General features: G+C 72.7%; 24 protein-coding genes. 17 read left to right on the top strand and 7 right to left on the bottom strand.

The genetic code is table 11. From position 1 onward, the window contains the following. Positions 1-2: 2 nt before the first annotated feature. The gene (locus ACFZP7_RS27040) at positions 3-938 is read right to left on the bottom strand and encodes an AraC family transcriptional regulator (RefSeq protein ID WP_193515493.1); all 936 of its coding nucleotides are present in this window, start codon (positions 936-938) and stop codon (positions 3-5) included. 93 nt (positions 939-1,031) lie between these two features. Here ACFZP7_RS27040 and ACFZP7_RS27035 point away from each other — a divergent pair, with 93 nt between their 5' ends. Continuing rightward, a complete protein-coding gene (locus tag ACFZP7_RS27035) occupies positions 1,032-1,892 on the top strand; it encodes an NmrA family transcriptional regulator (protein WP_385636272.1) in 861 nt (286 codons plus the stop codon). A gap of 48 nt (positions 1,893-1,940) precedes the next feature. Here ACFZP7_RS27035 and ACFZP7_RS27030 read toward each other — a convergent pair whose 3' ends face one another. Beyond that, complete coding sequence (locus ACFZP7_RS27030) at positions 1,941-3,074, bottom strand: YihY/virulence factor BrkB family protein (RefSeq protein ID WP_046248721.1); 1,134 nt, start codon at positions 3,072-3,074, stop codon at positions 1,941-1,943. Between the two features lie 99 nt (positions 3,075-3,173). Here ACFZP7_RS27030 and ACFZP7_RS27025 point away from each other — a divergent pair, with 99 nt between their 5' ends. The 15 genes from ACFZP7_RS27025 (at position 3,174) to ACFZP7_RS26955 (ending at position 18,202) form a co-directional block, all read left to right on the top strand. Beyond that, positions 3,174-4,817 (top strand): acyl-CoA dehydrogenase family protein, encoded by a 1,644-nt coding sequence (locus tag ACFZP7_RS27025; protein WP_193515496.1) that lies wholly within the window; start codon positions 3,174-3,176, stop codon positions 4,815-4,817. 240 nt (positions 4,818-5,057) lie between these two features. After that, entirely contained in the window at positions 5,058-6,347 is a 1,290-nt protein-coding gene (locus ACFZP7_RS27020; protein ID WP_385636269.1) for a GAF domain-containing protein, read from the top strand. A 260-nt stretch (positions 6,348-6,607) separates the two neighbouring features. Next, positions 6,608-7,915, top strand: a complete 1,308-nt coding sequence (locus ACFZP7_RS27015) for a hypothetical protein (RefSeq protein ID WP_223780666.1) — start codon at positions 6,608-6,610, stop codon at positions 7,913-7,915. A gap of 66 nt (positions 7,916-7,981) precedes the next feature. Further along, positions 7,982-8,554, top strand: a complete 573-nt coding sequence (locus ACFZP7_RS27010) for a GNAT family N-acetyltransferase (RefSeq protein WP_125772740.1) — start codon at positions 7,982-7,984, stop codon at positions 8,552-8,554. 130 nt (positions 8,555-8,684) lie between these two features. Beyond that, positions 8,685-8,768 carry a putative leader peptide gene (locus tag ACFZP7_RS27005; RefSeq protein WP_309475039.1) on the top strand — a complete coding sequence of 28 codons (84 nt, stop codon included), beginning with the start codon at positions 8,685-8,687 and terminating at the stop codon, positions 8,766-8,768. Positions 8,769-8,948: 180 nt separating this feature from the next. Beyond that, entirely contained in the window at positions 8,949-10,646 is a 1,698-nt protein-coding gene (gene sirA, locus ACFZP7_RS27000; RefSeq protein ID WP_109204242.1) for a sulfite reductase SirA, read from the top strand. After that, on the top strand, positions 10,643-10,822 hold the full coding sequence (locus ACFZP7_RS26995) for a hypothetical protein (protein WP_019326040.1): 180 nt from the start codon (positions 10,643-10,645) through the stop codon (positions 10,820-10,822). Before sirA ends, ACFZP7_RS26995 begins: the two co-directional genes overlap by 4 nt. Beyond that, positions 10,819-11,529, top strand: a complete 711-nt coding sequence (locus ACFZP7_RS26990) for a phosphoadenylyl-sulfate reductase (RefSeq protein ID WP_031021260.1) — start codon at positions 10,819-10,821, stop codon at positions 11,527-11,529. The genes ACFZP7_RS26995 and ACFZP7_RS26990 overlap by 4 nt, the downstream gene beginning before the upstream one ends. 1 nt (position 11,530) lies before the next feature. Further along, positions 11,531-12,124, top strand: a complete 594-nt coding sequence (gene cysC, locus ACFZP7_RS26985) for an adenylyl-sulfate kinase (protein WP_185930723.1) — start codon at positions 11,531-11,533, stop codon at positions 12,122-12,124. Next, complete coding sequence (gene cysD / locus ACFZP7_RS26980; protein ID WP_019326037.1) at positions 12,121-13,059, top strand: sulfate adenylyltransferase subunit CysD; 939 nt, start codon at positions 12,121-12,123, stop codon at positions 13,057-13,059. Before cysC ends, cysD begins: the two co-directional genes overlap by 4 nt. Before the next feature lie 2 nt (positions 13,060-13,061). Then, positions 13,062-14,417 (top strand): sulfate adenylyltransferase subunit 1, encoded by a 1,356-nt coding sequence (locus tag ACFZP7_RS26975; protein ID WP_019326036.1) that lies wholly within the window; start codon positions 13,062-13,064, stop codon positions 14,415-14,417. Positions 14,418-14,640: 223 nt separating this feature from the next. Beyond that, positions 14,641-15,744, top strand: a complete 1,104-nt coding sequence (locus ACFZP7_RS26970; protein WP_199577672.1) for an aliphatic sulfonate ABC transporter substrate-binding protein — start codon at positions 14,641-14,643, stop codon at positions 15,742-15,744. Positions 15,745-15,779: 35 nt separating this feature from the next. Next, positions 15,780-16,574 carry an ABC transporter ATP-binding protein gene (locus tag ACFZP7_RS26965; RefSeq protein ID WP_019326034.1) on the top strand — a complete coding sequence of 265 codons (795 nt, stop codon included), beginning with the start codon at positions 15,780-15,782 and terminating at the stop codon, positions 16,572-16,574. Continuing rightward, entirely contained in the window at positions 16,561-17,457 is an 897-nt protein-coding gene (locus ACFZP7_RS26960) for an ABC transporter permease (RefSeq protein ID WP_019326033.1), read from the top strand. The genes ACFZP7_RS26965 and ACFZP7_RS26960 overlap by 14 nt, the downstream gene beginning before the upstream one ends. A gap of 7 nt (positions 17,458-17,464) precedes the next feature. After that, entirely contained in the window at positions 17,465-18,202 is a 738-nt protein-coding gene (locus ACFZP7_RS26955; protein WP_192340393.1) for a sirohydrochlorin chelatase, read from the top strand. Positions 18,203-18,215: 13 nt separating this feature from the next. Here the strand turns inward: ACFZP7_RS26955 and ACFZP7_RS26950 are convergent, their stop codons facing one another. Next, positions 18,216-18,764, bottom strand: a complete 549-nt coding sequence (locus tag ACFZP7_RS26950; RefSeq protein ID WP_385636264.1) for a DUF1697 domain-containing protein — start codon at positions 18,762-18,764, stop codon at positions 18,216-18,218. A 376-nt stretch (positions 18,765-19,140) separates the two neighbouring features. Between ACFZP7_RS26950 and ACFZP7_RS26945 the strand changes: the two genes are divergently transcribed. Further along, complete coding sequence (locus ACFZP7_RS26945; RefSeq protein ID WP_385636262.1) at positions 19,141-21,402, top strand: MMPL family transporter; 2,262 nt, start codon at positions 19,141-19,143, stop codon at positions 21,400-21,402. Positions 21,403-21,512: 110 nt separating this feature from the next. Here the strand turns inward: ACFZP7_RS26945 and ACFZP7_RS26940 are convergent, their stop codons facing one another. From ACFZP7_RS26940 to ACFZP7_RS26925, 4 genes are all read right to left on the bottom strand, one after another. Beyond that, the gene (locus ACFZP7_RS26940) at positions 21,513-22,766 is read right to left on the bottom strand and encodes a glycosyltransferase (protein ID WP_385636259.1); all 1,254 of its coding nucleotides are present in this window, start codon (positions 22,764-22,766) and stop codon (positions 21,513-21,515) included. A gap of 86 nt (positions 22,767-22,852) precedes the next feature. Continuing rightward, entirely contained in the window at positions 22,853-24,142 is a 1,290-nt protein-coding gene (locus ACFZP7_RS26935) for an ABC transporter substrate-binding protein (RefSeq protein WP_261699821.1), read from the bottom strand. Continuing rightward, positions 24,142-24,975 (bottom strand): carbohydrate ABC transporter permease, encoded by an 834-nt coding sequence (locus ACFZP7_RS26930; protein WP_385636257.1) that lies wholly within the window; start codon positions 24,973-24,975, stop codon positions 24,142-24,144. Before ACFZP7_RS26930 ends, ACFZP7_RS26935 begins: the two co-directional genes overlap by 1 nt. Then, entirely contained in the window at positions 24,972-25,931 is a 960-nt protein-coding gene (locus ACFZP7_RS26925; RefSeq protein WP_031021276.1) for a carbohydrate ABC transporter permease, read from the bottom strand. The genes ACFZP7_RS26930 and ACFZP7_RS26925 overlap by 4 nt, the downstream gene beginning before the upstream one ends. Positions 25,932-25,978: the final 47 nt, after the last annotated feature.

The following is a 25,978-nucleotide window of genomic DNA, read 5'->3' as shown; positions in this document are numbered from 1 at the left end:
GGTTACGCCGTCGGCGCGCGGTACTCCTGCGGGCTGACGCCGTACACCCGCTTGAAGGCCGTCGACAGGGCGAACGCGCTGCCGTAGCCGACCTGGCGGGCGATGGCGCCGAGCGTGTCGTCGGTGTCGCGCAGCCGGTCGGCGGCGAGGGCCAGGCGCCAGCCGGTGAGGTAGGCCATCGGGGGCTCGCCCACCAGCTCGGTGAAGCGCCGGGCGAGCGCGGCGCGGGAGACCCCGGCCCCGGCGGCGAGGGAGGCCACCGTCCAGGGGTGCGCGGGGTCGGCCTGGAGCAGGCGCAGTGCCCGGCCGGCGACCGGGTCCCCGAGCGCCCGGTACCAGGCGGGCGGCTCGGCGCTCGGCCCGGCGAACCAGGACCGCAGCGCGGCGATGACCAGGAGGTCCAGGAGCCGGTCCAGGACGACCTCCTGGCCCGGTTCGTCGCGCGTGACCTCGGCCATGAGCAGGGGCGTGAGCGGGCAGTCCCACTGCTCCGAGGTGAGCGAGAGCAGCGGGGGCAGCGCGTCGAGGAGCCGCCCGCCGATCTCCCCGCGCACCAGATAGGTGCCGATGAGGAGCACCGCCGCGCCGTCGGGCCGGTCGCCCCAGGTGCGGACGCCGAGGTCCATCGAGCCGTTGAGGGGGCGTCCGTCGGGGTAGCCGCACTCGCCGCCCGGCAGGATCACCGCCCGGGGCTCGGTGCCGGGGTCGTCGGCGCAGGTGTACGGGTCGGGACCGCGGGCGATCGCGAGGTCGCCGGCGCGCAGGCGCAGCCGCTCCCCCGTGTCCGGGACCACCCACGCGTCTCCCCGCACCATCAGCATCACCGTCAGCGGCGCCCGGTCCTCGACGCGGACGGCCCACGGCGGGTCGAAACAGGCGCGGATCATGAACGCCCCGCGGGCGCGGGGCCCTTCCAGCAGACCGGCCAGTGCGTCCATGGCGCCCCAGCCTAGCCACCGCGTGGACGCGCGCGTATGCCCCTGATCCCTTCGACGATGGGCACTCCGGGCGCCCGGCGGTTGGCTGGCGGCATGACGCAGACGCACGCACACAGGGACATGACGATCGTGGTCACGGGCGCCACCGGCCGTACCGGGCGGCGGGTCGCCGAGGCGGCGCGGGCGGCCGGGGCGAAGGTGCGGGCGGCGTCCCGCGCGACCGGCTTCGACTGGCGCTCCCGGGCGACGTGGGCGGACGTCCTGCGCGGCGCGGACGCGGCCTACCTCGCCTACCCCACCGACGTCGGGGACCCGGAGGCCGCGGAGGCTGTCGGGGCGCTGGCGCGGGAGGCGGCCCGGCTCGGCGTGCGGCGGCTGGCGCTGCTGTCGGCGCGGGGCGAGGACCTGGCGCGGCCGACCGAGGAGGCGCTGGCCGGGGCGGGCGCGGGGTGGACGGTGGTGCGGGCCGCGTGGTTCGCCCAGAACTTCAGCGAGGGCCCGCTGGCCCGGGAGCTGCGGCAGCGGGGCGCGCTGGAGTTCCCGGCCGGGGAGGTCGGGGAGCCGTTCGTGGACGTGCGGGACGTCGCGGACGTGGTGGTGGCGGCGCTGGCCTCCGGCGACCGGTACGCCGGGCGGGTCCTGGAGGTGTCGGGGCCGCGGCTGCTGACCTTCGGGGAGGCGGTCGCCGAGATCGCGAAGGCGACGGGCCGTGCGTTGACGTACCGGTACGTGCCGCCGCGGGAGTACGGGGCGAACCTGGCCGGGTTCGGGGTGCCGGAGCAGGAGGCCGCGTTCCTCGTGGAGCTGTTCGGCACCCTGCTCGACGGCCGCAACGCCCGGCTGTCGGACGGTGTCCGGGAGGTGCTGGGCCGTGAGCCGAGGGACTTCGGCCGGTTCGTGCGCGAAGGGGCGGCGGCCGGGGTGTGGGGCCCGGGGGCCGGCGGCGAGGCGTAGGACCCCGCGGCCGGGGTGTGGGGCCCGGTGGCGAGGCGTAGGACCCCGCTACGACGCCTCCGGCTTGTCGTGGTTCGCGGGCGGCGTGTTCTTCACCTGGGCGCGCAGACGGGAGGTGACGTCCTCCGGGGGCAGGAAGCGGGACCAGCGTTCCGGGAACTCGGAGGGCATGTCGGGGTCCGATCCGCCGTTCGCGGCGGTGCGGGCCACGTACTCGGCGACCTGGGCCTGACGCAGCCGCTCGTTGGCCTCGCGGGCGGCGGCGGTGGCGGCGGCCGGCCAGACCCGGTCGATGGCCGCGTTGACCGCCGCCCCGACGAGCACCGCGAAAGCGGACACGCCGATCCACAGCAGCACGGCCACGGGCGCGGCGAGGGAGCCGTAGATCGTGGGGCCCTCGACGGTGTTGGTGAGGTAGATGCGCAGCAGGAAGCTGCCGAGCACCCACATGGCGAGGGCGACCAGCGCGCCGGGCACGTCCTCGATCCACGGGGAGCGCACCGGCACGGACACGTGGTAGAGCGTGGTCAGGAAGGCGACGGACAGGATGATGACGACCGGCCAGTACAGGACCTGGACGACCGTCGTCGACCACGGCACGATGCGCACCACGGCGTCCGGGCCGGCCACCATGAGCGGCAGCGCGACCGACCCGATCAGCAGGGCGACGAGGAAGAGCAGGAAGGCCATCAGCCGCGTCTTGACGATGCCGCGGACGCCGTCGAGGCCGTACATCACGGTGATCGTGTCGATGAAGACGTTCACCGCGCGGGAGCCCGACCACAGGGCGAACAGGAAGCCGATGGAGATGACGTCGGGCCGGCCGCCCTTCATCACGTCGTCCAGGATCGGCTCGGTGATCTGTTCGACGCCCCGCTCCGAGAGCACCGCGCGGGAGGCGTCCAGGATGTTGGTGCGCAGGCTCTCGGTGGTGTCGGCGCCGATCCACAGGTCGACGTAGCCGAGCAGCCCGAGGAGGCTCAGCAGCAGGGGCGGCACCGACAGCAGGGTGAAGAACGCCGCCTCGGCCGCCAGGCCGAGGATGCGGTACTCCATGCACGAGTTGACGGTGTCCTTCAGGAGCAGCCAGGCGGTCCTGCGTTTGGAGACGTTCCGGTACAGGACCCGGGCGCGATGGAGCCGGCCGGAGGGCCGTTCGGGGGATTCACTTGCTGGCTGCACGCCCTAAAGGTATCCGCCGCCGGGGGTCGCACTCATCCGCGGACCGCCTCCCGCCGGTGAGGGCTCCGTGGGGGTCGGCGGCACGGTAGGTTCACGGTCATGGCAGGCAGTACCCACACCGTCACGAATCAGGCGCCGCCGCTGGTCGGCCACGACGTCTTCACCGCCGACCGGGCCCTGACGGACGCGGTCGGGCGGCACCTGGCCCCTCAGCTGCGCGAGGAGGCGTTCGCGGAGCTGTCGGGCCTGGGACGCGGCTGCGGTTCGCTCCAGACCCAGGAGTGGGGCGCGCAGGCGAACGCGAACCCCCCGGTGCTGCGCACGCACGACCGGTACGGCCACCGGATCGACGAGGTGGACTTCCACCCGGCCTGGCACCGGCTGCTGGGCAAGGGCGTGGCGGCGGGCCTGACGGCCGCCTGGTCCCGGCCGGGCGGGCATGTGCGGCGCGCGGCCGGATTCGTCCTGTGGACGCAGGTCGAGGCGGGCAACTGCTGCCCGCTGTCGATGACCCACGCGGCGGTCCCGGCCCTGCGCACCGATCCGGCCCTGGCCGCCGAGTGGGAGCCCCGGCTGACCTCGCGGGTCTACGACCGGGAGCTGCGGCCGGCCCGTCTGAAGGCCGGGGCGCTCTTCGGGATGGGCATGACGGAGAAGCAGGGCGGCAGCGACGTCCGGGCCAACACCACCTCGGCGCGTCCGCTGGCCGAGGACGGCACCTACGAGCTGACCGGGCACAAGTGGTTCTGCTCGGCGCCGATGTCGGACGCGTTCCTGGTGCTGGCGCAGGCGCCGGGCGGGCTGACCTGCTTCCTGGTGCCGCGCGTGCTGGAGGACGGCACCCGCAACGTGTTCCTGCTCCAGCGGCTCAAGGACAAGCTGGGCAACCGGTCCAACGCCTCGGCCGAGGTCGAGTTCGCCGGGACCTGGGCGCGCCGGGTCGGCGAGGAGGGCCGCGGGGTGCGGACCGTCATCGGCATGGTGGCGGCGACCCGGCTGGACTGTGTCCTGGGGTCGGCGGGGCTGATGCGGCAGGCGGTGGCGCAGGCGGTGCACCACTGCGCGTACCGGGAGGCGTTCGGCGCGAAGCTGGCCGACCAGCCGCTGATGCGCAACGTGCTCGCGGACCTCGCGATCGAGTCGGAGGCGGCCACCGCGCTCGGGCTGCGGCTGGCGGCGGCCTACGACGCGGCGGAGGGCGGCGACGAGCGGGAGCGGGCGCTGCTGCGGCTGGCGGTGCCGGCGGCGAAGTACTGGGTGACCAAGCGGTGCGCCCCGGTGGCGGTGGAGGCCGCCGAGTGCCTGGGCGGCAACGGGTACGTCGAGGAGTCCGGGATGCCCCGGCTGGTGCGCGAGTCGCCGCTGAACTCGATCTGGGAGGGCGCCGGCAACGTGCAGGCGCTGGACGTGCTGCGGGCGCTGGGGCGGGAGCCGGCGGCGCTGGACGCGTACCTGACGGAGGTGGGCGCGGCCCGTGGCGCCGACCACCGTCTGGACGGGGCGATCCGGGGGCTGCTGACGGAGCTGGCCGACCTCGGGGCCGCCGAGGGCCGGGCGCGGCGGCTGGTGGAGCGGCTGGCGCTGGTGCTCCAGGGCTCGCTGCTGGTGCGGTACGCGCCGCCGGAGGTCGCCGACGCGTTCTGCGCGGGGCGGCTGGGCGGCGACGGGGGCGCGGCCTTCGGCACGCTGCCGCCGACGCTGGATCTGGCGTCGGTGGTGGAGCGGGCGCGGCCGGTGGCCTGAGGCTTCGGTGGTGCGGGGGTGGTGCTGCGCCGACACGGCACCACCCCCGCCACACAGGCCCGTTCAGGCCGAGTACGCCGCTCGGGGCGACGTGGTTCAAGTTTGGACACCCGCGACTCCGGTCCACCAGGGTTGCAAGGGGTTGCAACTTGCTTCCGGCTGTGTGCGGACTGTGCCCTTCGGCCCCGGGGAAGCGGTCACTATGAGACGAACATCCGACTTCCGGGAGGACGGGAACCAGTGGCGCTCTCGCCGATGGACGTGACGCAGTTCGCCGCCGTCGACACGACGCGGGCGGCGCGCGTGCTGAACGAGGTCCGCTCCGCGAGACTCTCCGGCGGGCGGGCCCCGGTGGCGCCGCGTCCGGTGATCGAGGAGTCCTGGGACCGGATGCTGCGCAGCGGGGTCGATCCGGAGCACGACTTCCGCGCCGGGCTGCTGTCCCCGGAGGAGGTGCGGCGGCGCCGGGACGCCTCGCCGCTGCGGCACGTGCTGCCGGTGCTGCGCGAGGGACTGCTGTCGGTCGCGGACGTCGCCCAGCACATCATGGTCGTCGCCGACGACGAGGGGCGGGTGCTGTGGCGGGAGGGCAGCGCGCGGGTGCTGCGCCGGGCCGACGGTCTCGGTTTCGAACTCGGGGCGGACTGGCGGGAGGAGGTCGTGGGCACCAACGGCGTGGGCACCCCGGCGGTCACCCGGCGGCCCGTCCAGGTCTTCGCCGCCGAGCACTTCGTGCGTTCCCAGGCGACCTGGACCTGCGCCGGGGCGCCGATCACCGACCCGCGCAGCGGCCGGCTGCTCGGCGTGGTCGACGTGAGCGGGCCGTTGGAGACCATGCACCCGGCGACGCTCGCCTGGGTCGACTCGGTGGCCAAGCTCGCCGAGGCCCGGCTGCGGGAGATGCACGTGCGGTCGCTGGAGCGGCTGCGCACGGTGGCCGCGCCGGTGCTGGCCCGGTTGGACGGGCGGGCGCTGGTGACCGACCGGGACGGCTGGACGGCGGCGGTGACGGGGATGCCGCCCCTGGACCGGGTGGTGCTGCCCAAGTCCCCGGCGTCCGGGCCGCGGTGGCTGCCGGGCTTCGGGGCGGCGACGGTCGAACCGCTGGGCGAGGGGTGGCTGGTGCGGGCCGCCCGGGAGCCGGTGCCGCAGGGGGGCGCGCGGATCGTGCTGGACCTGGGGCAGCCGCGCCGCTGGTGGGTGCGGGTGCTGGGCGGTGCGGAGGACTGGGAGCGGGAGCTGAGTCCCCGCCACGCCGAACTGCTGTACCTGCTGGCCGTCCACCGCTCCGGGCGCAGTGCCGCGGGGCTGGCCGAGGACATGTTCGGCGACCCGGCCCGCACGGTGACGGTGCGGGCGGAGATGTCGCGGGTCAGGAAGTACCTCGGGGCGTACCTGGAGCACCGGCCGTATCGTTTCTGCGACGACGTGGAGATCGAGGTGGCCCTGCCGCCCGACCCCCGTGACCTGCTGCCGCACTCGACGGCTCCGGCGGTGGCGGAACGGCGGGGGGTCGTACCGGTGCCGTGAAGGGGGCCGTATCGGCGCCGTGAACGGGGGCCGCACCGGTGCCATGAGCGGGGCCGTACCGGTGCCGCGCAGGGGTGCCCGCGGGCGGCGGGACGCGAAGGGGGCCGGCAGGGTCTTCTCGCATATTCCTCGCATATTTGCAGCGTCCGCGTCCGCCGGGCCGTCCGTCTGTCGTAGCATCCTCTACGGACCGCCCCCACTGCCCCTCGGTCAACGCGGCCGCCGAAGAGCGCAGTTGGTCCGGTGCCTGTGGAGGTTTCATGAAGCATCGCGGCAGACACCGCCGACGCAGGCGGGGCAGGGCGCTGCGCGCCGCCCTGACCGGCGCGGCCCTCGCACTCACGGGCGCCGCCACGATGATCAGCGCCTCGCAGGCCACGATGGCCGACGACCCGGGCGAGCTGAAGCCCCTGACCTCCGTCGCCGCCACCGACGACCTGCGGTTGACGGAGCATCACGTACCGCGCCCCTGGCTCGACCGGCTCTCCGCCGCGATGGGCGACCCGGTGGGCGTCGGCGCCGTCCTCGACTCCGCCGACCACACCCTGCGGGACGCCGCCGACTGCACGGCCGAGGAGCGGGAGGCGCTGCCCGTCTCGCCCGCGGCCACCCGCGCCTACTGCTGGGAGGCGGACGACACCGAGGGCTGGCGCCCCGGCGCGGTCACCACCTCCGGGGACGCCGACGACGACGGCCGCTGGGGTGCCCACCGCGTCGTCCTGTCCGCCTGGTCCCGCGACGACGGCACGCCCGAGGGCGGCCTGGCCCGCGTCTCCTTCGTCGACGCCGACGACCCCGGCCGGCTCCCCTACACCTCGGCGCTGCTCGCCGTCCCGGTCGACGGCGGCCACGACTACCGGGGGCTCGCCTCCCCCGTGTCGGGCATGGTCTGGTACCAGGACAAGCTGCTGGTCACCGCCGGCACGGGCGGCCGGGACGCGCTCTTCGTGTACGACGTGGACCGGATCCAGCGCGCCACCACCGACGCGCACGCCGTCGGCCGGGTCCCCGGCGGCTGGGCGGCGGCCGGTCACCGGTACGTGCTGCCCGCCGTCGCCTCGTACCGGCTCTCCGACTCCTCCGGCGCCGCGCGCCCCGGCGCGCTCTCGCTGGACCGGGGGACGGTCCCCGCCAGCCTGGTGGCGAGCGAGCGGGTGCCCGCGGACAGCGACCGCCCCACCCGGCTGTGGCGCTACTCCCTCAGCACCGATCCGGCGCGCTCCGGGCTCCCGGCCGTCGACCCGGCCGGACACGTCGACGCCGTCGAGGCGTACCGGACCGGTGCGACCGAGGTGGGCGGCGTGCTGTCGCACCACCCCGCCGGGGCGGCGTCCGCCGAGTGGTACCTGGGCCGCGCGGCCGGCGGGGAGGACGGACGCGGCACCCTGTGGCGCCAGGACACCGAGGGCTCCCGCGCCACGGAGTGCGGGGCGGACCGTTCGCAGCGCTGCTGGAGCGGGCCGGTGGGGTCCCTGTCGTACTGGGCCGGGACCGGCGAGGTCTGGTCCCAGTCGGGCCGGATGCTGTTCGCCCTGCCGCTCCGGTCCATCGAGGACGCCCTGGACTGAGCCCGCCGGGCGGTGCGGCCGGACGGGGATCGACAGATCCGCGGGGCTGATGATTCCCTGACCGGCATGACCAACATCGCCGTGACCACCTGGTCCCTGGAGCAGACGGCGCCGACCGACCTGCTGCCGGCCGCCGCCCCGGACGGGGACGTCCGCATCGTCCGCTCCGAGGTGCCCTCCCCCGAGTTCAGCCGCTTCCTGTACGCCTCGGTCGGCGGGGACATCCGCTGGACCGACCGGCTCGGCTGGACCCACGCGCGGTGGCGGGAGCACCTGGAGCGGCCGGGCGTGGAGACCTGGGTCGCCTACGACCGCGGCACGCCCGCCGGGTACGTGGAGCTGACGCCCGGGGACGACGGGGTCGTGGAGATCGAGTACTTCGGCCTGCTCCCGGCCTTCCGGGGCCGGCGCATCGGCGGCCACCTGCTCTCGTACGGCACCGCCCGCGCCTGGGACCTGGCGGAGCGCTGGCCGGGGCTGGCCACGACCAAGCGGGTGTGGCTGCACACGTGCAGCAAGGACGGCGAGTTCGCGATGGACAACTACCAGCGGCGCGGCTTCCGCCTCTTCGACACCAAGGTCGAGGAGGAGCCGGAGGTGGCCACCCCGGGACCCTGGCCCGGCGCGTTCCCCGCCTGACCGGCCGCCCGGCCGGGGCTCGCGGCCCCGCATGTGACCCACGACACCCTTGTCTCGTTGTGCGAGACAAGGGTGTCTGCATTTTGGACATTGCTGGACTGTGTCCAGATCGCCGTGCCAATCTTCCGTCATGCCTGGAACTGGAATTGCCTTGGTGAGTCGGCGGCACGTCGACCTCGGCCGCATGTCCAGCGCCATCTGTCCGGGCCGCTGAGAGCACCCTCCAGCACTACCGGATTCCCTGTCTTCGCCCCTGCCCGCGCAATGACGCGCACCCTGTCCGTGTGCCCGTATGCGCAGGTCAGAGCCGCCCATCCGGCACCCGACCACTGCCCCGCACGGTCGGCGCCACGCGCCGGCCCCCTCCACCGCTGTCCCGAAGGACGTGTCAACCATGGCCGCCACGCCGCCGAATCCCGCTGCCGCGACCCCCCGCCGCAAGGTGAGCCGTCACCGCGGCGAGGGTCAGTGGGCGGCCGGTCACTTCACTCCGCTCAACGGCAACGAGCAGGTCAAGAAGGACGACGACGGTCTCAATGTGCGGACACGTATTGAGACGATCTACTCCAAGCGCGGTTTCGACTCCATCGACCCCAGCGACCTGCGCGGACGGATGCGCTGGTGGGGTCTGTACACCCAGCGCAAGCAGGGCATCGACGGCGGAAAGACGGCGGTCCTGGAGCCGGAGGAGCTGGACGACAGCTACTTCATGCTGCGCGTCCGCATCGACGGCGGCGCGCTGACCACCGCGCAGCTGCGCGTCATCGGTGAGATCTCGCAGGAGTTCGCGCGCGGCACGGCCGACATCACCGACCGGCAGAACGTCCAGTACCACTGGATCCGCATCGAGGACGTGCCCGAGATCTGGCAGCGCCTGGAGGGCGTCGGCCTGTCCACGGTCACCGCCTGCGGCGACACGCCCCGCGTGATGATCGGCTCCCCGGTCGCCGGTATCGCCGAGGACGAGATCATCGACGGCACGCCGGCCCTGGAGGAGATGAAGCGCCGGGTCCTGAACAACCCCGCGTACTCGAACCTCCCCCGCAAGTTCAAGACCGCGATCTCCGGGTCGCCGGTGCTGGACGTGGTGCACGAGATCAACGACGTGGCGTTCGTCGGCGTCGAGCACCCCGAGCACGGTCCGGGCTTCGACCTGTGGGTCGGCGGCGGCCTGTCCACCAACCCGAAGCTGGGCGTGCGCCTCGGCGCCTGGGTGCCGATCGACGACGTGCCCGACGTCTACGAGGGCGTCATCTCGATCTTCCGCGACTACGGCTACCGGCGGCTGCGCAACCGCGCCCGCCTGAAGTTCCTGGTCGCCGACTGGGGCGCGGAGAAGTTCCGCCAGGTGCTGGAGGACGAGTACCTGAAGCGGAAGCTGACCGACGGCCCGGCGCCCGCCGACCCGACCAGCCGCTGGCGCGACCACATCGGTGTGCACCGGCAGAAGGACGGCCGCTACTACGTCGGCTTCGCCCCGCGCGTCGGCCGCGTCGACGGCACCACCCTGACCAAGGTCGCCGACCTGGCGGAGGCGCACGGATCGGGCCGGGTCCGCACCACCGTCGAGCAGAAGATGATCATCCTCGACGTCGAGCAGGACCGGGTCGACTCCCTCGTCGAGTCGCTGGAGGCCCTGGACCTCACCGCCCGGCCGTCCACTTTCCGGCGCGGCACCATGGCCTGCACCGGCATCGAGTTCTGCAAGCTGGCCATCGTCGAGACCAAGGCGCGCGGTGCCTCGCTCATCGACGAGCTGGAGCGGCGGCTCCCCGAGTTCGACGAGCCGCTCACCATCAACCTCAACGGCTGCCCCAACGCCTGCGCCCGCATCCAGACCGCGGACATCGGCCTCAAGGGCCAGCTGGTCCTCGACGCCCGGGGCGAGCAGGTCGAGGGCTACCAGGTGCACCTGGGCGGCGCGCTCGGCCTGGAGCCGGGCTTCGGCCGCAAGGTGCGCGGCCTGAAGGTCACGGCCGAGGAGCTGCCCGACTACGTGGAGCGGGTCCTCAAGCGCTACCAGGCCGAGCGCGAGGACGGCGAGCGCTTCGCCACCTGGGCGGCCCGCGCCTCCGAGGAGGCCCTGTCGTGAGCGAGCGCGCCGCGCCCTTCTACTGCCCCTACTGCGGCGACGAGGACCTGCGTCCGGGCGAGCAGGGCCACGGCGCCTGGGAATGCGGGGCGTGCAACCGCGCATTCCAGTTGAAGTTCCTCGGGCTCCTCGCCCGGGGGCTTCAGCCCAACTCCACTGGAGGGGAACCGAAATGACGGCACTTCAGGAAGAGCGGACGACCGACGACCTCAAGGCGCTCGCCGAGCGGGCCGGCCGTGAGCTGGAGGACGCCTCCGCGCTGGAGATCCTCCAGTGGGCGGCGGACACCTTCGGCAGCCGCTTCTGCGTGACCTCCTCGATGGAGGACGCGGTCGTCGCCCACCTCGCCTCCCGGGCCCTGCCCGGCGTGGACGTGGTGTTCCTCGACACCGGCTACCACTTCCCGGAGACCATCGGCACCCGGGACGCCGTGGAGGCCGTGATGGACGTGAACGTCATCACGCTCACCCCCCGGCAGACGGTCGCCGAGCAGGACGCCGAGTACGGCCCGAAGCTGCACGACCGCGACCCGGACCTGTGCTGCGCGCTGCGCAAGGTCAGGCCGCTGGAGGAGGGCCTGAAGGGCTACCTGGCCTGGGCGACCGGGCTGCGCCGCGACGAGTCCGAGACCCGGGCGAACACGCCGGTCGTCGGCTGGGACGAGAAGCGGGGCAAGGTGAAGATCTCGCCCATCGCGAAGTGGTCACAGGAAGATGTGCAAACGTACGTCACCGAGCACGGCGTCCTCACCAATCCGCTGCTGATGGACGGCTATGCCTCCGTGGGCTGCGCGCCCTGCACCCGTCGTGTGCTGGAGGGCGAGGACGCCCGCGCCGGACGCTGGGCGGGCCGCTCCAAGACCGAGTGCGGACTGCACGGCTGACATGACGACCACCACCGGACCGACGATCACCGGACCATCGAGATCCAGGGAGAACCACGTGACGACCGGAGCCACCGTCTGGCTCACGGGTCTGCCCAGTGCCGGCAAGACCACCATCGCCCGCGAACTGGCCGGACGGCTGCGCGAGGAGGGCCGGCGCGTCGAGCTGCTCGACGGCGACGAGATCCGCGAGTTCCTCTCGGCGGGCCTCGGCTTCAGCCGCGCGGACCGGCACACCAACGTGCAGCGCATCGGGTTCGTCGCCGAACTGCTCGCCCGCAACGGCGTCACGGCGCTGGTCCCGGTGATCGCCCCGTACGCGGACAGCCGGGACGCGGTGCGCGAGCGGCACGAGGCGAACGGCACGGCGTACGTCGAGGTGCACGTGGCCACTCCGGTCGAGGTGTGCTCGGAGCGCGACGTGAAGGGCCTGTACGCCAAGCAGGCCGCGGGCGAGATCTCCGGTCTCACCGGTGTGGACGACCCGTACGAGGAGCCCCTCAAGCCCGACCTGCGCATCGAGTCGCAGGACCAGACCGTTCAGGAGTCCGCCGCGGCGGTCCACGCCCTGCTCACCGAAAGGGGACTGGCATGACGACGACCGTCGCTGCGGTGCGGGAGGGCACGGCCGGCCCGTACGCCCTCTCCCACCTCGACGCCCTCGAGTCCGAGGCGGTGCACATCTTCCGCGAGGTGGCGGGCGAGTTCGAGCGGCCGGTGATCCTCTTCTCCGGCGGCAAGGACTCCATCGTCATGCTGCACCTGGCGCTGAAGGCGTTCGCGCCCGCGCCGGTCCCGTTCTCGCTGCTGCACGTGGACACCGGGCACAACTTCCCCGAGGTCCTGGAGTACCGCGACCGCACGGTGGACCGGCACGGGCTGCGTCTGCACGTGGCCTCCGTGCAGGACTACATCGACCGGGGCGTGCTCAAGGAGCGCCCGGACGGCACCCGCAACCCGCTGCAGACCCTGCCGCTGACCGAGAAGATCCAGGCGGAGAGGTTCGACGCCGTCTTCGGCGGCGGGCGCCGCGACGAGGAGAAGGCCCGGGCCAAGGAGCGGGTGTTCTCGCTGCGCGACGAGTTCTCCCAGTGGGACCCGCGCCGCCAGCGCCCCGAGCTGTGGAACCTGTACAACGGCCGGCACGCCCCCGGCGAGCACGTCCGCGTCTTCCCGCTCTCCAACTGGACCGAGCTGGACGTGTGGCAGTACATCGCCCGCGAGGGCATCGAACTGCCGGCGATCTACTACGCCCACGAGCGCGAGGTCTTCTCCCGGTCCGGCATGTGGCTGACCGCCGGCGAGTGGGGCGGCCCGAAGGACGGCGAGACGGTCGAGAAGCGGCAGGTCCGCTACCGCACCGTCGGTGACATGTCCTGCACCGGCGCCGTCGACTCCGACGCCGACAGCATCGAGAAGGTGATCGCCGAGATCGCCGCCTCCCGGCTCACCGAGCGCGGCGCCACGCGTGCCGACGACAAGATGTCCGAGGCCGCGATGGAAGACCGCAAGCGCGAGGGGTACTTCTAGCCATGACCAGCACCACCGAACCCACCGAGCCGCTGTCGGTCGAGCAGCTGTCGGAGACCACCCTGCTGCGGTTCGCCACCGCCGGGTCCGTCGACGACGGCAAGTCCACCCTGGTCGGCCGCCTCCTGCACGACTCCAAGTCGGTCCTCGTCGACCAGCTGGAGGCCGTGGAGCGCGCCTCCGCGAGCCGCGGCCAGGATGCCCCGGACCTCGCGCTGCTCACCGACGGCCTCAGGGCCGAGCGCGAGCAGGGCATCACCATCGACGTGGCCTACCGCTACTTCGCCACCCCGCGCCGCCGGTTCATCCTGGCCGACACCCCCGGGCACGTGCAGTACACCCGGAACATGGTCACCGGCGCCTCGACGGCCGAGCTGACGGTGATCCTGGTCGACGCCCGCAACGGCGTCGTCGAGCAGACCCGCCGGCACGCCGCGATCGCCGCCCTGCTGCGGGTGCCGCACGTCGTCCTCGCCGTCAACAAGATGGACCTCGTGGACTACCGGGAGTCCGTGTTCGCCGCGATAGCCGAGGAGTTCACGGCGTACGCGACCGAGCTGGGCGTCCCGGAGGTCACCGCCATCCCGATCTCGGCGCTCGCCGGGGACAACGTGGTGGAGCCGTCGGCGGTCATGGACTGGTACGGCGGGCCGACCGTGCTGGAGCACCTGGAGACGGTGCCGGTCAGCCACGACCTGGCGCACTGCCACGCCCGGCTGCCCGTGCAGTACGTGATCCGGCCGCGGACCGCCGAGCACCCCGACTACCGCGGCTACGCGGGCCAGATCGCGGCCGGCACCTTCCGCGTCGGCGACGAGGTCACCGTCCTGCCGTCGGGCCGCACCTCGAAGGTGTCCGGGATCGACGTGCTGGGCGAGCCGGCCGAGGCGGCCTGGACACCGCAGTCGGTGACGCTGCTGCTGGAGGACGACATCGACGTCTCCCGCGGCGACCTGATCGTGCCCAGCAAGGACGCGCCGGAGACCACCCAGGACCTGGAGGCGACGGTCTGCCACGTCGCCGACGCGCCGCTGACCGTGGGCCACCGCGTCCTCATCAAGCACGGCACCCGCACGGTGAAGGCGATCGTCAAGGACATCCCGGCCCGGCTCACGCTGGACGACCTGTCGCTGCACCCGCACCCCGGGCAGCTCGTCGCCAACGACATCGGCCGGGTGAAGATCCGCACCGCCGAGCCGCTGCCCGCGGACTCCTACGCCGACTCCCGCCGCACCGGTTCCTTCATCCTGATCGACCCGAGCGACGGCACCACGCTCACCGCGGGCATGGTCGGCGAGTCCTTCGCCGCGCCCGAGCCGGTCAAGGACGAGACGGACGACGGCGGGTGGGACTTCTAGTCATGGCCTCCCCCGATTTCTGGTCCACCTTCGCGAAGGAGGGCGGTCGCGTCGGCAGCGGCGCCCTCGGGAGCGGGCAGGGCGGCGTGGGGCGATGTGGGCGGTGACGTACGCGCACCGCTCGGGCGCCCCTCACCCCCACCGCCGTAGACGCACACCCGCCGAACTCCCGGCCACGACCTGACGGAACGTGATCGCCGGGCCAACGAGAGGAACACCTCCCGTGCCTGCCACCAAGCCCCTGCGCCGCACCCTGGCGGCCCTCGCCGCCCTCCCGCTGCTGGCCCTCGCCGGCTGCGGGTACGGCTCCCAGGCCAAGGACGACGGGGGCGCGGAGATCGCCGCCGGGGCCGAGAAGATCGACGGTCTCGACTCCGTCCGGATCGGCTACTTCGGCAACGTCACCCACGCCACGGCCCTGGTCGGCAACGAGAAGGGCTTCTTCCAGAAGGCGCTGGGCGCGACCGAGGCCAAGTACGCGGTCTTCAACGCGGGCCCCTCCGAGATCGAGGCGCTGAACTCCGGCTCGATCGACATCGGCTGGATCGGCCCGTCCCCGGCGATCAACGGCTACGCCAAGTCGGACGGCAAGAACCTGCGGATCGTCGGCGGCTCGGCCTCCGGCGGGGTGCGGCTGGTGGTGAACCCCGACAGGATCAAGTCGCTGAAGGACGTCAAGGGCAAGCGCATCGCGACCCCGCAGCTCGGCAACACGCAGGACGTCGCCTTCCTCAACTGGATCGCCGAACAGGGCTGGAAGGTCGACGCGCAGAGCGGCAAGGGCGACGTGACGGTCGTCCGCAGTGACAACAAGGTGACCCCGGACGCCTTCAAGTCCGGTTCGGTCGACGGCGCCTGGGTGCCGGAGCCCACCGCGTCGAAGCTGGTCGCCCAGGGCGGCAAGGTGCTGCTGGACGAGTCGACGCTGTGGCCGGACGAGAAGTTCGTGATCACGAACATCATCGTGTCGCAGAAGTTCCTCGAGGAGCACCCGAAGGCGGTGGAGGCGGTGCTCAAGGCGTCGGTCGACACCAACGAGTGGATCGAGGCCAACCCCGACGAGGCCAAGGCCGCCGCCAACAAGCAGCTCGAGAAGGACACCGGCAAGGCCCTGCCCGCCGACGTCCTGGACCCGGCGTGGAAGTCGATCCGGCTCACCGACGACCCGCTGGCCGCGACCCTCGACGCCCAGGCCGACCACGCCGTCAAGGCGGGCCTGCTGGAGCAGCCCGACCTCGAGGGCATCTACGACCTCACGCTGCTCAACAAGGTCCTCGCGGCCAAGGGCGAGCCCGCGGTCGACGACGCCGGTCTCGGCGTCCAGTAAGCCCGGAACCCGACCACTCCCAGGAGGTGACGACCATGGCCACGACCACGACCCTCGCCAAGGCCGACGAGGGCACCGCGACGGCCACGCACGCCGCCCGGATCGAGCACGTCTCCAAGTCGTATCCGGGCCCCACCGGGCAGCAGCTCGTGCTGGACGACATCTCCCTCGATGTCGCGCCCGGCGAGTTCGTCACCCTCCTGGGGGCCTCCGGCTGCGGCAAGTCCACGCTGCTGAACCTGGTGGCCGGCCTGGACAGGCCCAGCGCCGGCGCGATCACCACGGACGGGCGGCCGGCCCTGATGTTCCAGGAGCACGCCCTCTTCCCGTGGCTGACCGCGGGCAAGAACATCGAACTGGCCCTGAAGCTGCGCGGTGTGCCCAAGTCGGAGCGCCGCGACAAGGCGGAGGAGCTGCTCGAACTCGTGCGGCTGAAGGGCGCGCACGGCAAGCGGGTGCACGAGCTGTCCGGCGGCATGCGCCAGCGGGTCGCGATGGCCAGGGCCCTGGCCCAGGAGAGCAAGCTCCTGCTGATGGACGAGCCCTTCGCGGCCCTGGACGCCATCACCCGTGACGTCCTGCACGACGAACTGACCCGGATCTGGCGCGAGACGCGGCTGTCCGTCCTCTTCGTCACCCACAACGTCCGCGAGGCCGTCCGCCTCGCCGAGCGCGTGGTGCTGCTGTCGTCGCGTCCGGGGCGCGTGGCGCGGGAATGGACGGTCGGCATCCCGCAGCCGCGCCGCATCGAGGACGCCGAGGTCGCGGAACTGTCCGTCGAGATCACCGAAGAACTGCGTGGGGAGATCCGCCGCCATGGCCAGCACTGACACGACCCGCCCCGCCAAGGAGGGCGGCGATCTCGCCGGTCTGGAGGCGGGCCTGGACGCACTGGAGACGGTGCAGCAGGGCCGCACGCCCTTCCGGCAGACCTTCGTGGAGAAGATCCTGCCCCCGGCCGTCGCCGTGCTCCTGGTGCTGGCGGTCTGGCAGGGCCTGGTCTCCTTCGAGATCGTCGACGACCCGACCAAGCTGCCCGCCCCGTCCGACGTGTGGCACGTGGTCCACCAGGCGTGGCTCCAGGGCGAACTCCTCGGCTACATCTGGACCAGCGTCTCGCGCGGTCTGTCCGGCTTCCTGCTGGCGCTGCTGATCGGCACGCCGCTGGGGCTGCTCGTTGCCCGCGTGAAGTTCGTGCGCGCGGCGATCGGCCCGATCCTGTCCGGCCTCCAGTCGCTGCCGTCGGTGGCCTGGGTGCCGCCGGCCGTGATCTGGCTGGGCCTGAACAACTCGATGATGTACGCCGTCATCCTGCTGGGCGCGGTGCCCTCCATCGCCAACGGCCTGGTGTCCGGTGTCGACCAGGTCTCCCCGCTCTTCCTCCGCGCCGGCCGCACCCTCGGCGCGACCGGTCTGAAGGGCACCTGGCACATCGTCCTGCCGGCCGCGCTCCCCGGCTATGTCGCCGGCCTCAAGCAGGGCTGGGCCTTCTCCTGGCGCTCCCTGATGGCCGCCGAGATCATCGCCTCCTTCCCCGACCTCGGCGTCGGCCTCGGCCAGCTCCTGGAGAACGGCCGCAACGCCAGCGACATGGCCATGGTCTTCGAGGCCATCCTGCTGATCCTGATCGTCGGCATCGCCATCGACCTGCTGATCTTCAGCCCGCTGGAGCGGTGGGTGCTGCGCAGCCGCGGCCTGCTGGTGAGGAGCTGACGGCACCATGTCCACGCCGGTCCTCCTGGTCATCGCCCACGGCAGCCGCGACCCGCGGCACGCCGCGACCGTGCACGCCCTGGTGCGCCGGGTCAGGTCGCTGCGCCCGGACGTGCGGGTGGAGACGGGCTTCCTGGACTTCAACGTGCCCTCGGTGCAGGGCGTGCTGGAGTCCCTGGAGACGGAGGGGGTGCGGGACGTCGTCGCCCTGCCCCTGCTGCTGACCCGCGCCTTCCACGCCAAGTCGGACATCCCGGCGGTCCTCGCGGACGCCCCGCCGCGGCTGCGGATCCGTCAGGCGGAGGTGCTCGGCCCCTCCCCCCTGCTCCTGTCGGCGCTGGAACGGCGCCTGTACGAGGCGGGCCTCACGCCCGCCGACAAGTCCTCGACCGGGGTCGTGCTGGCCTCGGCGGGGTCCTCGGACCCGGAGGCGATCGCAGTGATCGCTGAAATCGCGCGGGAGTGGCGGCACACCGGTTGGTGCGCCGTGCGGCCTGCGTTCGCCTCCGCATCCCTTCCCCGCACCGAGGACGCGGTGCGGGAACTGCGCGCCCTGGGCTGCGCGCGGGTGGCCGTCGCCCCGTACGTCCTGGCCCCCGGCTTCCTCCCGGACCGCATCGCACGCGGCGCGGCCGAGGCGGACGTGCTGGCGGACGTCCTCGGCCCCTCGCCCGAGGTGGCGCGGGTGCTGCTGGAGCGCTACGACGCGGCCCGGGTACCGGTGCTGGCGGCGGTGGGCGCCTGAGCGCCCGCCCGGCTCAGGCGCCGGTCAGCTCCACCAGCTTGGTGACGGTGTTCCAGTTGCGGGTGGTGGCGATCAGGCCCTTGGTCACGCGCGGCTTGGCCAGAGCCTCGGCGAGCCTGGACCGGCCGAGTCCGTCGGGCGTGTACAGGTACAGGGCGCGGTCGCCGAGGCGGAAGTCCTCGGGCCGGAAGGCCGACCGGTCGATGCCCGCGAAGCGCTCCTCGTCGACCGGCCCGGAGAAGTACGTGACGTGGAGCTGCTTGGGCTCCAACCCGTCGGCCGGGAAGGGGCACGCCTCGGCGACCGCCGCGAGGTAGGCGTGGTCGCGGACGATGACGTCGACGCCGAAGCCGAAGCGCTTCTCGATCGCCCGCGTCAACTCGGCGGCCAGCGCGTCCTCGTCACCGTGGCCGGACGTGAACACGGCCTGCCCGCTCTGCAGATGGGTGCGTACGGCGCCGTGACCGAGTTCCTCCAGGAGTGCGCGCAGTTCGGCCATCGGGAGCTTCCGCGCGCCGCCCACGTTGATCCCGCGCAGCAGCGCCGCGTACGTCGTCGTCATGCCGCACACCATAGAACGGCCGTCGTGCCCCGTGGGGGCGGGCACGACGGCCGGGCCCGCACGTGGGCGGACGTGCGCGCCACTCTCGCCGATGGGTGCGCGGGGTTCAACCACTACACACACCTGTGACTTATTCAACAACGTTGCGGAAGGGGCGTGTCCGCCGCCGGACCGGAGCCGCCTCCTCCGGGGCGGGGCCCCGATAGGTGTAAGGGACCGGGTCCTTCTCAGCGGTGAGACCGGCGATACGGAGGGATGAGCCGGCGCCCGGCGAGGTCACCGGTGAGCACGACGTGACGGCCTTATCCGGCCCATACCTTCGAAGCGGAAGGTGGCGGCAGGGGGCCGCCACCGCTCACGAGGGGGCAAGCCCGTCATGGGGAATGGGGACATACGGGTGCGGGGTCTGGCCGCCCGGGCCGGTGGCTGGAGCGCCCGGCACCGATGGGCTGCCGTCGGCATCTGGGTGCTGTTCGTCGTCCTGGCGATGGGGCTCGGCTCGGCGGCCGGGCGGGTCGACGTCAAGGACAGCGACCAGCTGGGGGGCGAGACGCACACCGCCGCGAAGATCATCGAGGACGCGGGGATCGAGGAGCCGGCCGGTGAGACCGTCCTGATCCAGGCGAAGGACGGCACGACCAGGGCGACGGACGCCGAGTTCCGCGCGGCGGTCACCGCGGTGATGGCGGCGGTCGAGAAGACCGGTGAGGTCACGGGCGTGGCCTCGCCGTACGACACGAAGACCATCTCCGAGGACGGGCGCAGCGCGCTGGTCCAGTTCGACATGCGCGGCGAGTCGGACACCGCGGGCGAGCGGGTCGAGCCGGTGCTGGAGGCCGTCGAGGGCGTCCAGGAGGAGCACGAGACGCTGCGGATCGAGGAGATCGGCGGCGCCAGCATGATGAAGACGTTCGACGACGCGTTCGGCGACGACTTCAAGAAGGCCGAGTACTCGGCGGTCCCGGTGGCCCTCGGCATCCTGCTGGTCGCCTTCGGCGCGCTGGTGGCGGCGCTGGTCCCGGTGGCGCTGGCGATCACCGCGATCATCGCGACCATGGGTCTGATGGCCCTGGTCAGCCACTTCCAGCCGATGAGCGAGACCGCCAACTCCGTGATGCTGCTGGTCGGTCTGGCCGTCGGCGTCGACTACTGCCTGTTCTACCTGCGCCGCGAGCGCGAGGAGCGCGCCGCCGGACGGGATGCCCGGACCGCGCTGAGCATCGCCGCCGCCACCAGCGGCCGGGCGATCGTCGTCTCCGGTGTCACGGTCTGCGTGGCGATGGCGGGCATGCTGTTCACCGGCATCGCCGAGTTCGAGGCGATGGGCCTGGCCTCGCTGATGGTGGTCGCGGTCGCCATGGTCGGCTCGGTGACGGTGCTGCCCGCGCTGCTGTCGCTGCTGGGCGAGCGGGTGGAGAAGGGCCGCGTGCCCTTCCTGCGCCGGCGTCGCGGCAACGGAGGCTCCCAGAACAGCCGCTTCTGGACGGCCGTCCTGGACCGCGTGCTCGCCAAGCCGCTGCTGGCCGCCGCCGTGGCGACCGGCGCGCTGCTGGCCGTCGCCGCACCCGCCCTCGGCATGAAGACGCAGAACCTCACGCTGGACCAGGAGTTCGGTGACTCGCTGCCCATCGTGCAGACGTACAACCGGGTCAACGCGGCCTTCCCGGGCGGGTCCGACCCGGCCGAGGTGGTCGTGAAGGCGGACGACATCAACGCGCCCGAGGTGCGGGCCGCGCTGGCCGACTTCCGCGAGCGGGCGGTCAGTTCGGGCGCCTCGCGCGGGCCGGTCGAGATCACGGTCCACGACGAGCGGAACGTCGCCCTGGTGTACGTCCCGCTGGTGGGCGGCTCCGATCTGGACGAGGCGGGCCGGAGCCTGGAGACGCTGCGCGACGAGGTACGGCCGGCCACCCTCGGCGGGGTGGAGGGGGTCGAGGCGCCGATCACCGGTCAGGTCGCCGGGTCGAAGGACTTCAACGACCAGCTGGTGGGATCGGTGCTCCCGGTCTTCGTGTTCGTGGTGATCTTCGCCTTCGTGCTGATGCTGCTCTCGTTCCGGTCACTGACCGTCGCCCTCACGTCGATCGTGCTGAACCTGCTGTCGGTGGGCGCGGCGTACGGCATCCTGGTCGCCGTGTTCCAGCACGGCTGGGGTGCCTCGCTGGTGGGCGCGGAGGGTGTGGGCGCCATCATCACCTGGCTGCCGCTGTTCCTCTTCGTGATCCTCTTCGGCCTGTCGATGGACTACCACGTCTTCGTGGTCTCGCGGATCCGGGAGGCGCGGCTGCGGGGGCGGAACACCGAGGACGCGATCCGGCACGGCGTGGTCACCACGGCCGGGGTCGTCACCAGTGCCGCCGTCATCATGGTCGCCGTGTTCGCCATCTTCGGCACGCTGTCGATGCAGTCCATGAAGCAGATGGGCGTGGGCCTGGCGGCGGCGGTGCTGATCGACGCGACGATCATCCGGGGGGTGCTGCTGCCCGCCGTGATGTCCCTGCTGGGCGAGCGCAACTGGTACCTGCCGAAGTGGATGCACCGGCTGCCGGACCTCACCCACGACGAGGCACCCGAGGCGATCGCCGAGGTGAACGCCCCGGACGAGCGCGGCGGGCGGGGCCAGCGGGTCGGGGTCTGAGCCGCTTCCCGCCGGTCCGCGGCAACGCCGGGACGCCCGTCGGTTCCCCGAACCGACGGGCGTCCCGGCGTTCTCCCGGGGATACTCCCGGGCTCTTCCCTCCGGTTCGGTCAGGCTCTCGCCGCCGCCAGCTCGGCCTCGATCAGGTCGGCGGCGCGCCGGGTGCCGCCCTCCCGCGCCATCCGGGCCCGGATCTCCTCTAGGCGCCCCGCCACCTCGGGATCGTCGACCAGGGCGAGGGCGGCGGTGCGCAGCGCCTCGGCGGTGGCCTCCTCGGTGGGGAGCCGCCGGGCCACGCCGAGCCCTTCGAGCATGTCCGCGTTGACGAACTGGTCGGCGGCCTGCGGTACGGCGATCATCGGCGTGGCGGTGGCCAGGCCCTCCTGGCTGCCGCCGGCGCCCGCGTGGGTGACGAACAGGTCGGCCTGCTGGAGGACCGCCAACTGCGGCACCCACGACCGCACTTCCACGTTCCCCGGTACGTCGCCCAGCTCGGCGGGGTCGACGTGCCTGCCGATCTGGAGCACCAGGTGCCAGCCGGGCAGGCCGGCGAACGCCTCGACGCACTCCCGGTAGAAGGCGGGCTGCTTGGTGAAGGCCGACCCGAGGGAGACCAGGACGACCTTCTCGGCGCCCTCGGGACGCCGCCACTCCCCCTCGGCGGTGCGGTCGCCCTGGCAGGCGCCGACGAAGGTGTACACCGTCTCGTCCACCCGGTCGGCGTGGGGCTGGAGCGCCTTCGGGATCAGCACCAGGGAGCGGGCCGGACGGCCGGCGAACGGGTCGGGGTGCATCGTGATCCCGTTCTCCTCCAGCCAGGCGTGGAAGCGGGCGTAGTAGGCCCGGCCGCGCTCGGTCTTCAGCGGCTCCTCCCACATCGGCTCGCCGACCTCCTTCTCGTACCCCTCCCAGGCGACCATGCACGGTGAGAGGGAGACGACGGGTACGCCCCAGCGGTGGCCGAGGACCCGGGCCGGGTAGGAGGCGATGTCGTGCAGGATCAGATCCGGCTCGTCCCCCTCGTACGCCTCGACGAGCTGCGGGAGCGCCTGGATCGCGTCGTCGAGGAACGGCTCGACGTTGTCCAGCAGCGTGGTCCCCCACGCCTCCGGGTCGGCTTCGGGGCCGGGCAGCGTGCTGGTCCACTGCTTGGGTTCGGCGCCCGTCTCGGCGACCTTCTCCGCGAAGGCGGGCGGGATCGCGTACGTCACCCGGTGGCCTCGCGCGACCAGCTCGCGGATCACCTCCAGGCTGGGGTTCACGTGGCCGTGCGCGGCGATGGAGAACATGGCGATGTGAGCGGGACTGGTCATGCGAGCAGCGTACGCGAGACGATACGTCTCGTACAAAGTAATTACGTTCATGCCGTCGGCTCCGCGTCCGGCCGCAGCCACCGCCGAGGAGACACCTCGCCCACGAGCGCGCCGGGATCCCGGCGCGCGGGCGGCCCTCAGCGCTGGTAGCGGGCGAGTACGAGGTTGCCGTCCTCCTCCAGCCGCTCGCGCAGCTCGTCCGTGTCGATGGCCCCGCTGTAGTACTCCTGGAGGGCCGGGGTGGCCACCTTGTCCTTCCACTCGGGGTAGCCGCGGACGGACTGCGCGGGCGCCGGGCGCAGATGACCGGCGAGGGCGGTACCGGTGGCCCAGCCCCGCTCGGGGGTGTGCAGGGCGGGGTCCGCGAGGGCCCGGGTGCCGGTGGGCAGCATCCAGTCGCCGAGGGCGAGGCGCACCATGTTGTCCGGCCGGAGGAGGAAGTCGACGAAGGCGGCGGCCTCCTTCTTGTGCGGGCTGTCCTCGGCGACGGAGAGGGTCTGCGGGCTGACGCCCTGGGTGAGACCGCCGGCTCCCGCCGGGGCGGGCAGCACCTGCCAGTCGAAGCCGTCGGGCGCCTGCTGCTCGATCTGCTGGCGGTAGGAGAACCCGAGCGGCACCATCGCGTACTTGCCCGCGAAGAAGCCGGGCAGCGTGTCGGAGCCGCCGCTGCCGAGGGTGGTCGGGGAGGCGCTGTGGTCGGTGTCGACCTGATCGCGGATGGTGCGCGGGACCACCTGGTCGCTCTCCTCGAACCGGACGGTGACCTTGCCGTCCGCCCCCCGGTGGAACAGCTGCCCGCCGGTGGACAGGGACAGGTTGAGCGTGGCGGAGACGGGTTCCTTCAGCGGCCAGGCCACCCCGTACCGCCCGTCGCCGCTCAGCCGCTTCGTGACCTGCCGGAACTCCGCCCAGGTCCAGGGGTCCTCGGGCGTCGGGACGCGGACGCCGGACTCCTTCAGCAGGTCCGCGTTGGCGATCAGTACGCGCGGTTCCTGGAGGAACGGCACGCCGTAGATTCCGTCGCCGAAGGTGACCGTCTCCCAGCTGCGCCGCGGGATGTCCGACTTCAGTCGCTCGGGCAGCAGGTCGGTCAGGTCGGCGAGGTGGCCGCCGTAGGCGAAGTCCGCGAGGTCGTCGGAGGCGTCGTGGATGATGTCGGGCGCCTCACCGCCCTCGAAGGAGGTGAGGAGCTGGTCGTGGACGCTGTCCCAGCTGCCCTGGACGTATTCGACGCGTACGTCGGGGTGGGCGGCGTTCCACTCCCGCACCAGCTCCCGGGTGGCCTCGACGGACTCCTCCTGCCAGGCCAGGGACTGGAAGCGCAGGGTGATCCGGCCGTCGTCCGCTCCGTCGCCGCCGCCCGAGCAGCCCGCGAGCAGCAGGGTGAGGGAGGCCAGCAGGGTCGCGATCCTGGTGCGTGCCGTCATCAGCTCTTCACCGCCCCGGCGAGCATGCCGCCCGTGATCCGCCGCTGGATGAGGGCGAAGACGACGAGCGAGGGCAGGGTCGCGAGGAAGGCCGCTGCGGCGAGCGGGCCGAGGTCGGCGACGCCCTCGGCGCCGATGAAGTGGGTGAGGATCACGGGCAGGGTCTGCTTCTCCGGTGTCTTCAGCAGGACCAGCGCGAAGAAGAACTCGTTCCACGCGGTGATGAAGGCGAACAGGGCCGTCGCCACGATCCCCGGCGCGAGCAGGGGCGCGGTGACGGAGACCAGGGTGCGCAGCCGCCCGGCGCCGTCCACGGCGGCCGCCTCCTCCAGCTCGGCCGGCACCGCGCGGACGTACCCGGCGAGCATCCACAGCGCGAACGGCAGCGACCACACCACGTACACCATCACCAGCCCGGGGACGCTGTTGATCAGCCGGAGGTTCTTCAGGACCAGGAAGAGCGGGATGATCACCAGCACGAAGGGGAAGGCCTGGCTGATCACCACCCATCCGGTGGCCGCCCGCGCGAGCCGGCCGCGGTGGCGGGCCATGACATAGGCCATGGGCGTCGCGATCAGTACGGCGATCACCGCGGCGCCGAGCGCGGCGAGCAGGGAGTTGAGGGCGGCGCGCAGCAGGGGCTGTTCGTCGAAGGCCTGCCGGAAGTTGTCGAGGGTGGGGTTCGCGGGGATCCAGGTGGGGTGGAGGCTGCCCAGCTCCTGGGGCGGTTTGAAGGCCGTGGAGATCAGCCAGAGGAAGGGGAAGGCCAGGAAGACGAGGTAGGCGAGCAGTGCGGCGTACTGGCCCACGCGGGCCGGGGTCGAGGTCCTCACGCCTCGTCACCTCCCTTGAGTCCGTCCTTGAGTCCGCCCTTGAGCCGGCCGGCGAGGAAGACGGCCAGGACGATCGAGATCACGGCGACCAGGACGCAGCCCATCGCCGCCGCGTAGCCGAACTGCCCGTAGCGGAACGCCTCCTCGTAGGCGAAGAGCATGGGCAGCCGGGTCCGGCCGCCGGGGCCGCCGTTGGTCAGCACGTAGACCAGGGCGAAGGAGTTGAAGTTCCAGATGAGGTTGAGCGCGGTGATGGCGAGGGCGACCGGTCTGAGGGCGGGCCAGGTGACCGTGCGGAAGCGGCGCCAGGCCCCGGCGCCGTCGACGGCGGCTGCCTCGTGCAGCTCGCGCGGGGTGTTCTGGAGGCCGGCGAGCAGGGCGACCGTCGTCTGGGGCATGCCGGCCCAGACGCCGACGACGATGACGGCGGGCAGGGCGGTGGCGAGGCCGCTGAGCCAGTCCCGGCCGTCGCCGAGGCCGAGGTCGCGCAGGGTCTCGTTGAGGATGCCCGCGTCCGGGTTGTAGACCAGCCGCCACATGATGCCGACGACGACCTCGGGCATCGCCCAGGGGATGATCGCCAGCCCACGGGCCAGGAAGCGCAGCCGCAGGTTCTGGTCGAGGAGCAGGGCGAGACCGAGCGCGAGCAAAAACTGCGGCACCGTCACCCCGACCGCCCACACCAGCCCGACGCGGAACGACTCCCAGAACAGGGTGTCGTGCATCAGGTCCTGGAAGTTCAGCGTGCCGATCCACCGCGTGGGCTCGGTGCGACCGGACTGGGCGTCGGTGAACGCGAGCAGGATGCCGTAGAGCAGCGGCCCGACGCTGAGCACCAGGATGGGGATCAGCGCGGGCAGCACCAGGAACCACGCGCCGTGGTCCGGGCCGCGCCGCCGCCGGTCCCGGCCGGGCGCACCGCGTGCGGGTCTGCTCGAATCGGTCACCGATGTCACGTCATCAGCCCCTTTGCGCGGCTCGGACGGGCCAGGTCATGGTCGTG

This window comes from Streptomyces sp. SudanB5_2050 (assembly GCF_964272335.1).
GTDB classification, from domain to species: Bacteria; Actinomycetota; Actinomycetes; order Streptomycetales; family Streptomycetaceae; genus Streptomyces; species Streptomyces rochei.
This window is presented reverse-complemented; position numbering and strand designations above follow the sequence as displayed.

Excerpts from the sequence above, each read along its gene's own strand:
- ACFZP7_RS27040 (WP_193515493.1), bottom strand. The coding sequence starts at position 938 with ATGGACGCACTGGCCGGTCTGCTGGAAGGGCCCCGCGCCCGCGGGGCG.
- ACFZP7_RS27035 (WP_385636272.1), top strand. The coding sequence starts at position 1,032 with ATGACGCAGACGCACGCACACAGGGACATGACGATCGTGGTCACGGGC.
- ACFZP7_RS27025 (WP_193515496.1), top strand. The coding sequence starts at position 3,174 with ATGGCAGGCAGTACCCACACCGTCACGAATCAGGCGCCGCCGCTGGTC.
- ACFZP7_RS27015 (WP_223780666.1), top strand. The coding sequence starts at position 6,608 with ATGAAGCATCGCGGCAGACACCGCCGACGCAGGCGGGGCAGGGCGCTG.
- ACFZP7_RS27010 (WP_125772740.1), top strand. The coding sequence starts at position 7,982 with ATGACCAACATCGCCGTGACCACCTGGTCCCTGGAGCAGACGGCGCCG.
- ACFZP7_RS27005 (WP_309475039.1), top strand. The coding sequence starts at position 8,685 with ATGCCTGGAACTGGAATTGCCTTGGTGAGTCGGCGGCACGTCGACCTC.
- sirA (WP_109204242.1), top strand. The coding sequence starts at position 8,949 with ATGGCCGCCACGCCGCCGAATCCCGCTGCCGCGACCCCCCGCCGCAAG.
- ACFZP7_RS26990 (WP_031021260.1), top strand. The coding sequence starts at position 10,819 with ATGACGGCACTTCAGGAAGAGCGGACGACCGACGACCTCAAGGCGCTC.
- cysC (WP_185930723.1), top strand. The coding sequence starts at position 11,531 with ATGACGACCACCACCGGACCGACGATCACCGGACCATCGAGATCCAGG.
- cysD (WP_019326037.1), top strand. The coding sequence starts at position 12,121 with ATGACGACGACCGTCGCTGCGGTGCGGGAGGGCACGGCCGGCCCGTAC.
- ACFZP7_RS26975 (WP_019326036.1), top strand. The coding sequence starts at position 13,062 with ATGACCAGCACCACCGAACCCACCGAGCCGCTGTCGGTCGAGCAGCTG.
- ACFZP7_RS26965 (WP_019326034.1), top strand. The coding sequence starts at position 15,780 with ATGGCCACGACCACGACCCTCGCCAAGGCCGACGAGGGCACCGCGACG.
- ACFZP7_RS26960 (WP_019326033.1), top strand. The coding sequence starts at position 16,561 with ATGGCCAGCACTGACACGACCCGCCCCGCCAAGGAGGGCGGCGATCTC.
- ACFZP7_RS26955 (WP_192340393.1), top strand. The coding sequence starts at position 17,465 with ATGTCCACGCCGGTCCTCCTGGTCATCGCCCACGGCAGCCGCGACCCG.
- ACFZP7_RS26950 (WP_385636264.1), bottom strand. The coding sequence starts at position 18,764 with ATGACGACGACGTACGCGGCGCTGCTGCGCGGGATCAACGTGGGCGGC.
- ACFZP7_RS26945 (WP_385636262.1), top strand. The coding sequence starts at position 19,141 with ATGGGGAATGGGGACATACGGGTGCGGGGTCTGGCCGCCCGGGCCGGT.
- ACFZP7_RS26940 (WP_385636259.1), bottom strand. The coding sequence starts at position 22,766 with ATGAACGTAATTACTTTGTACGAGACGTATCGTCTCGCGTACGCTGCT.
- ACFZP7_RS26935 (WP_261699821.1), bottom strand. The coding sequence starts at position 24,142 with ATGACGGCACGCACCAGGATCGCGACCCTGCTGGCCTCCCTCACCCTG.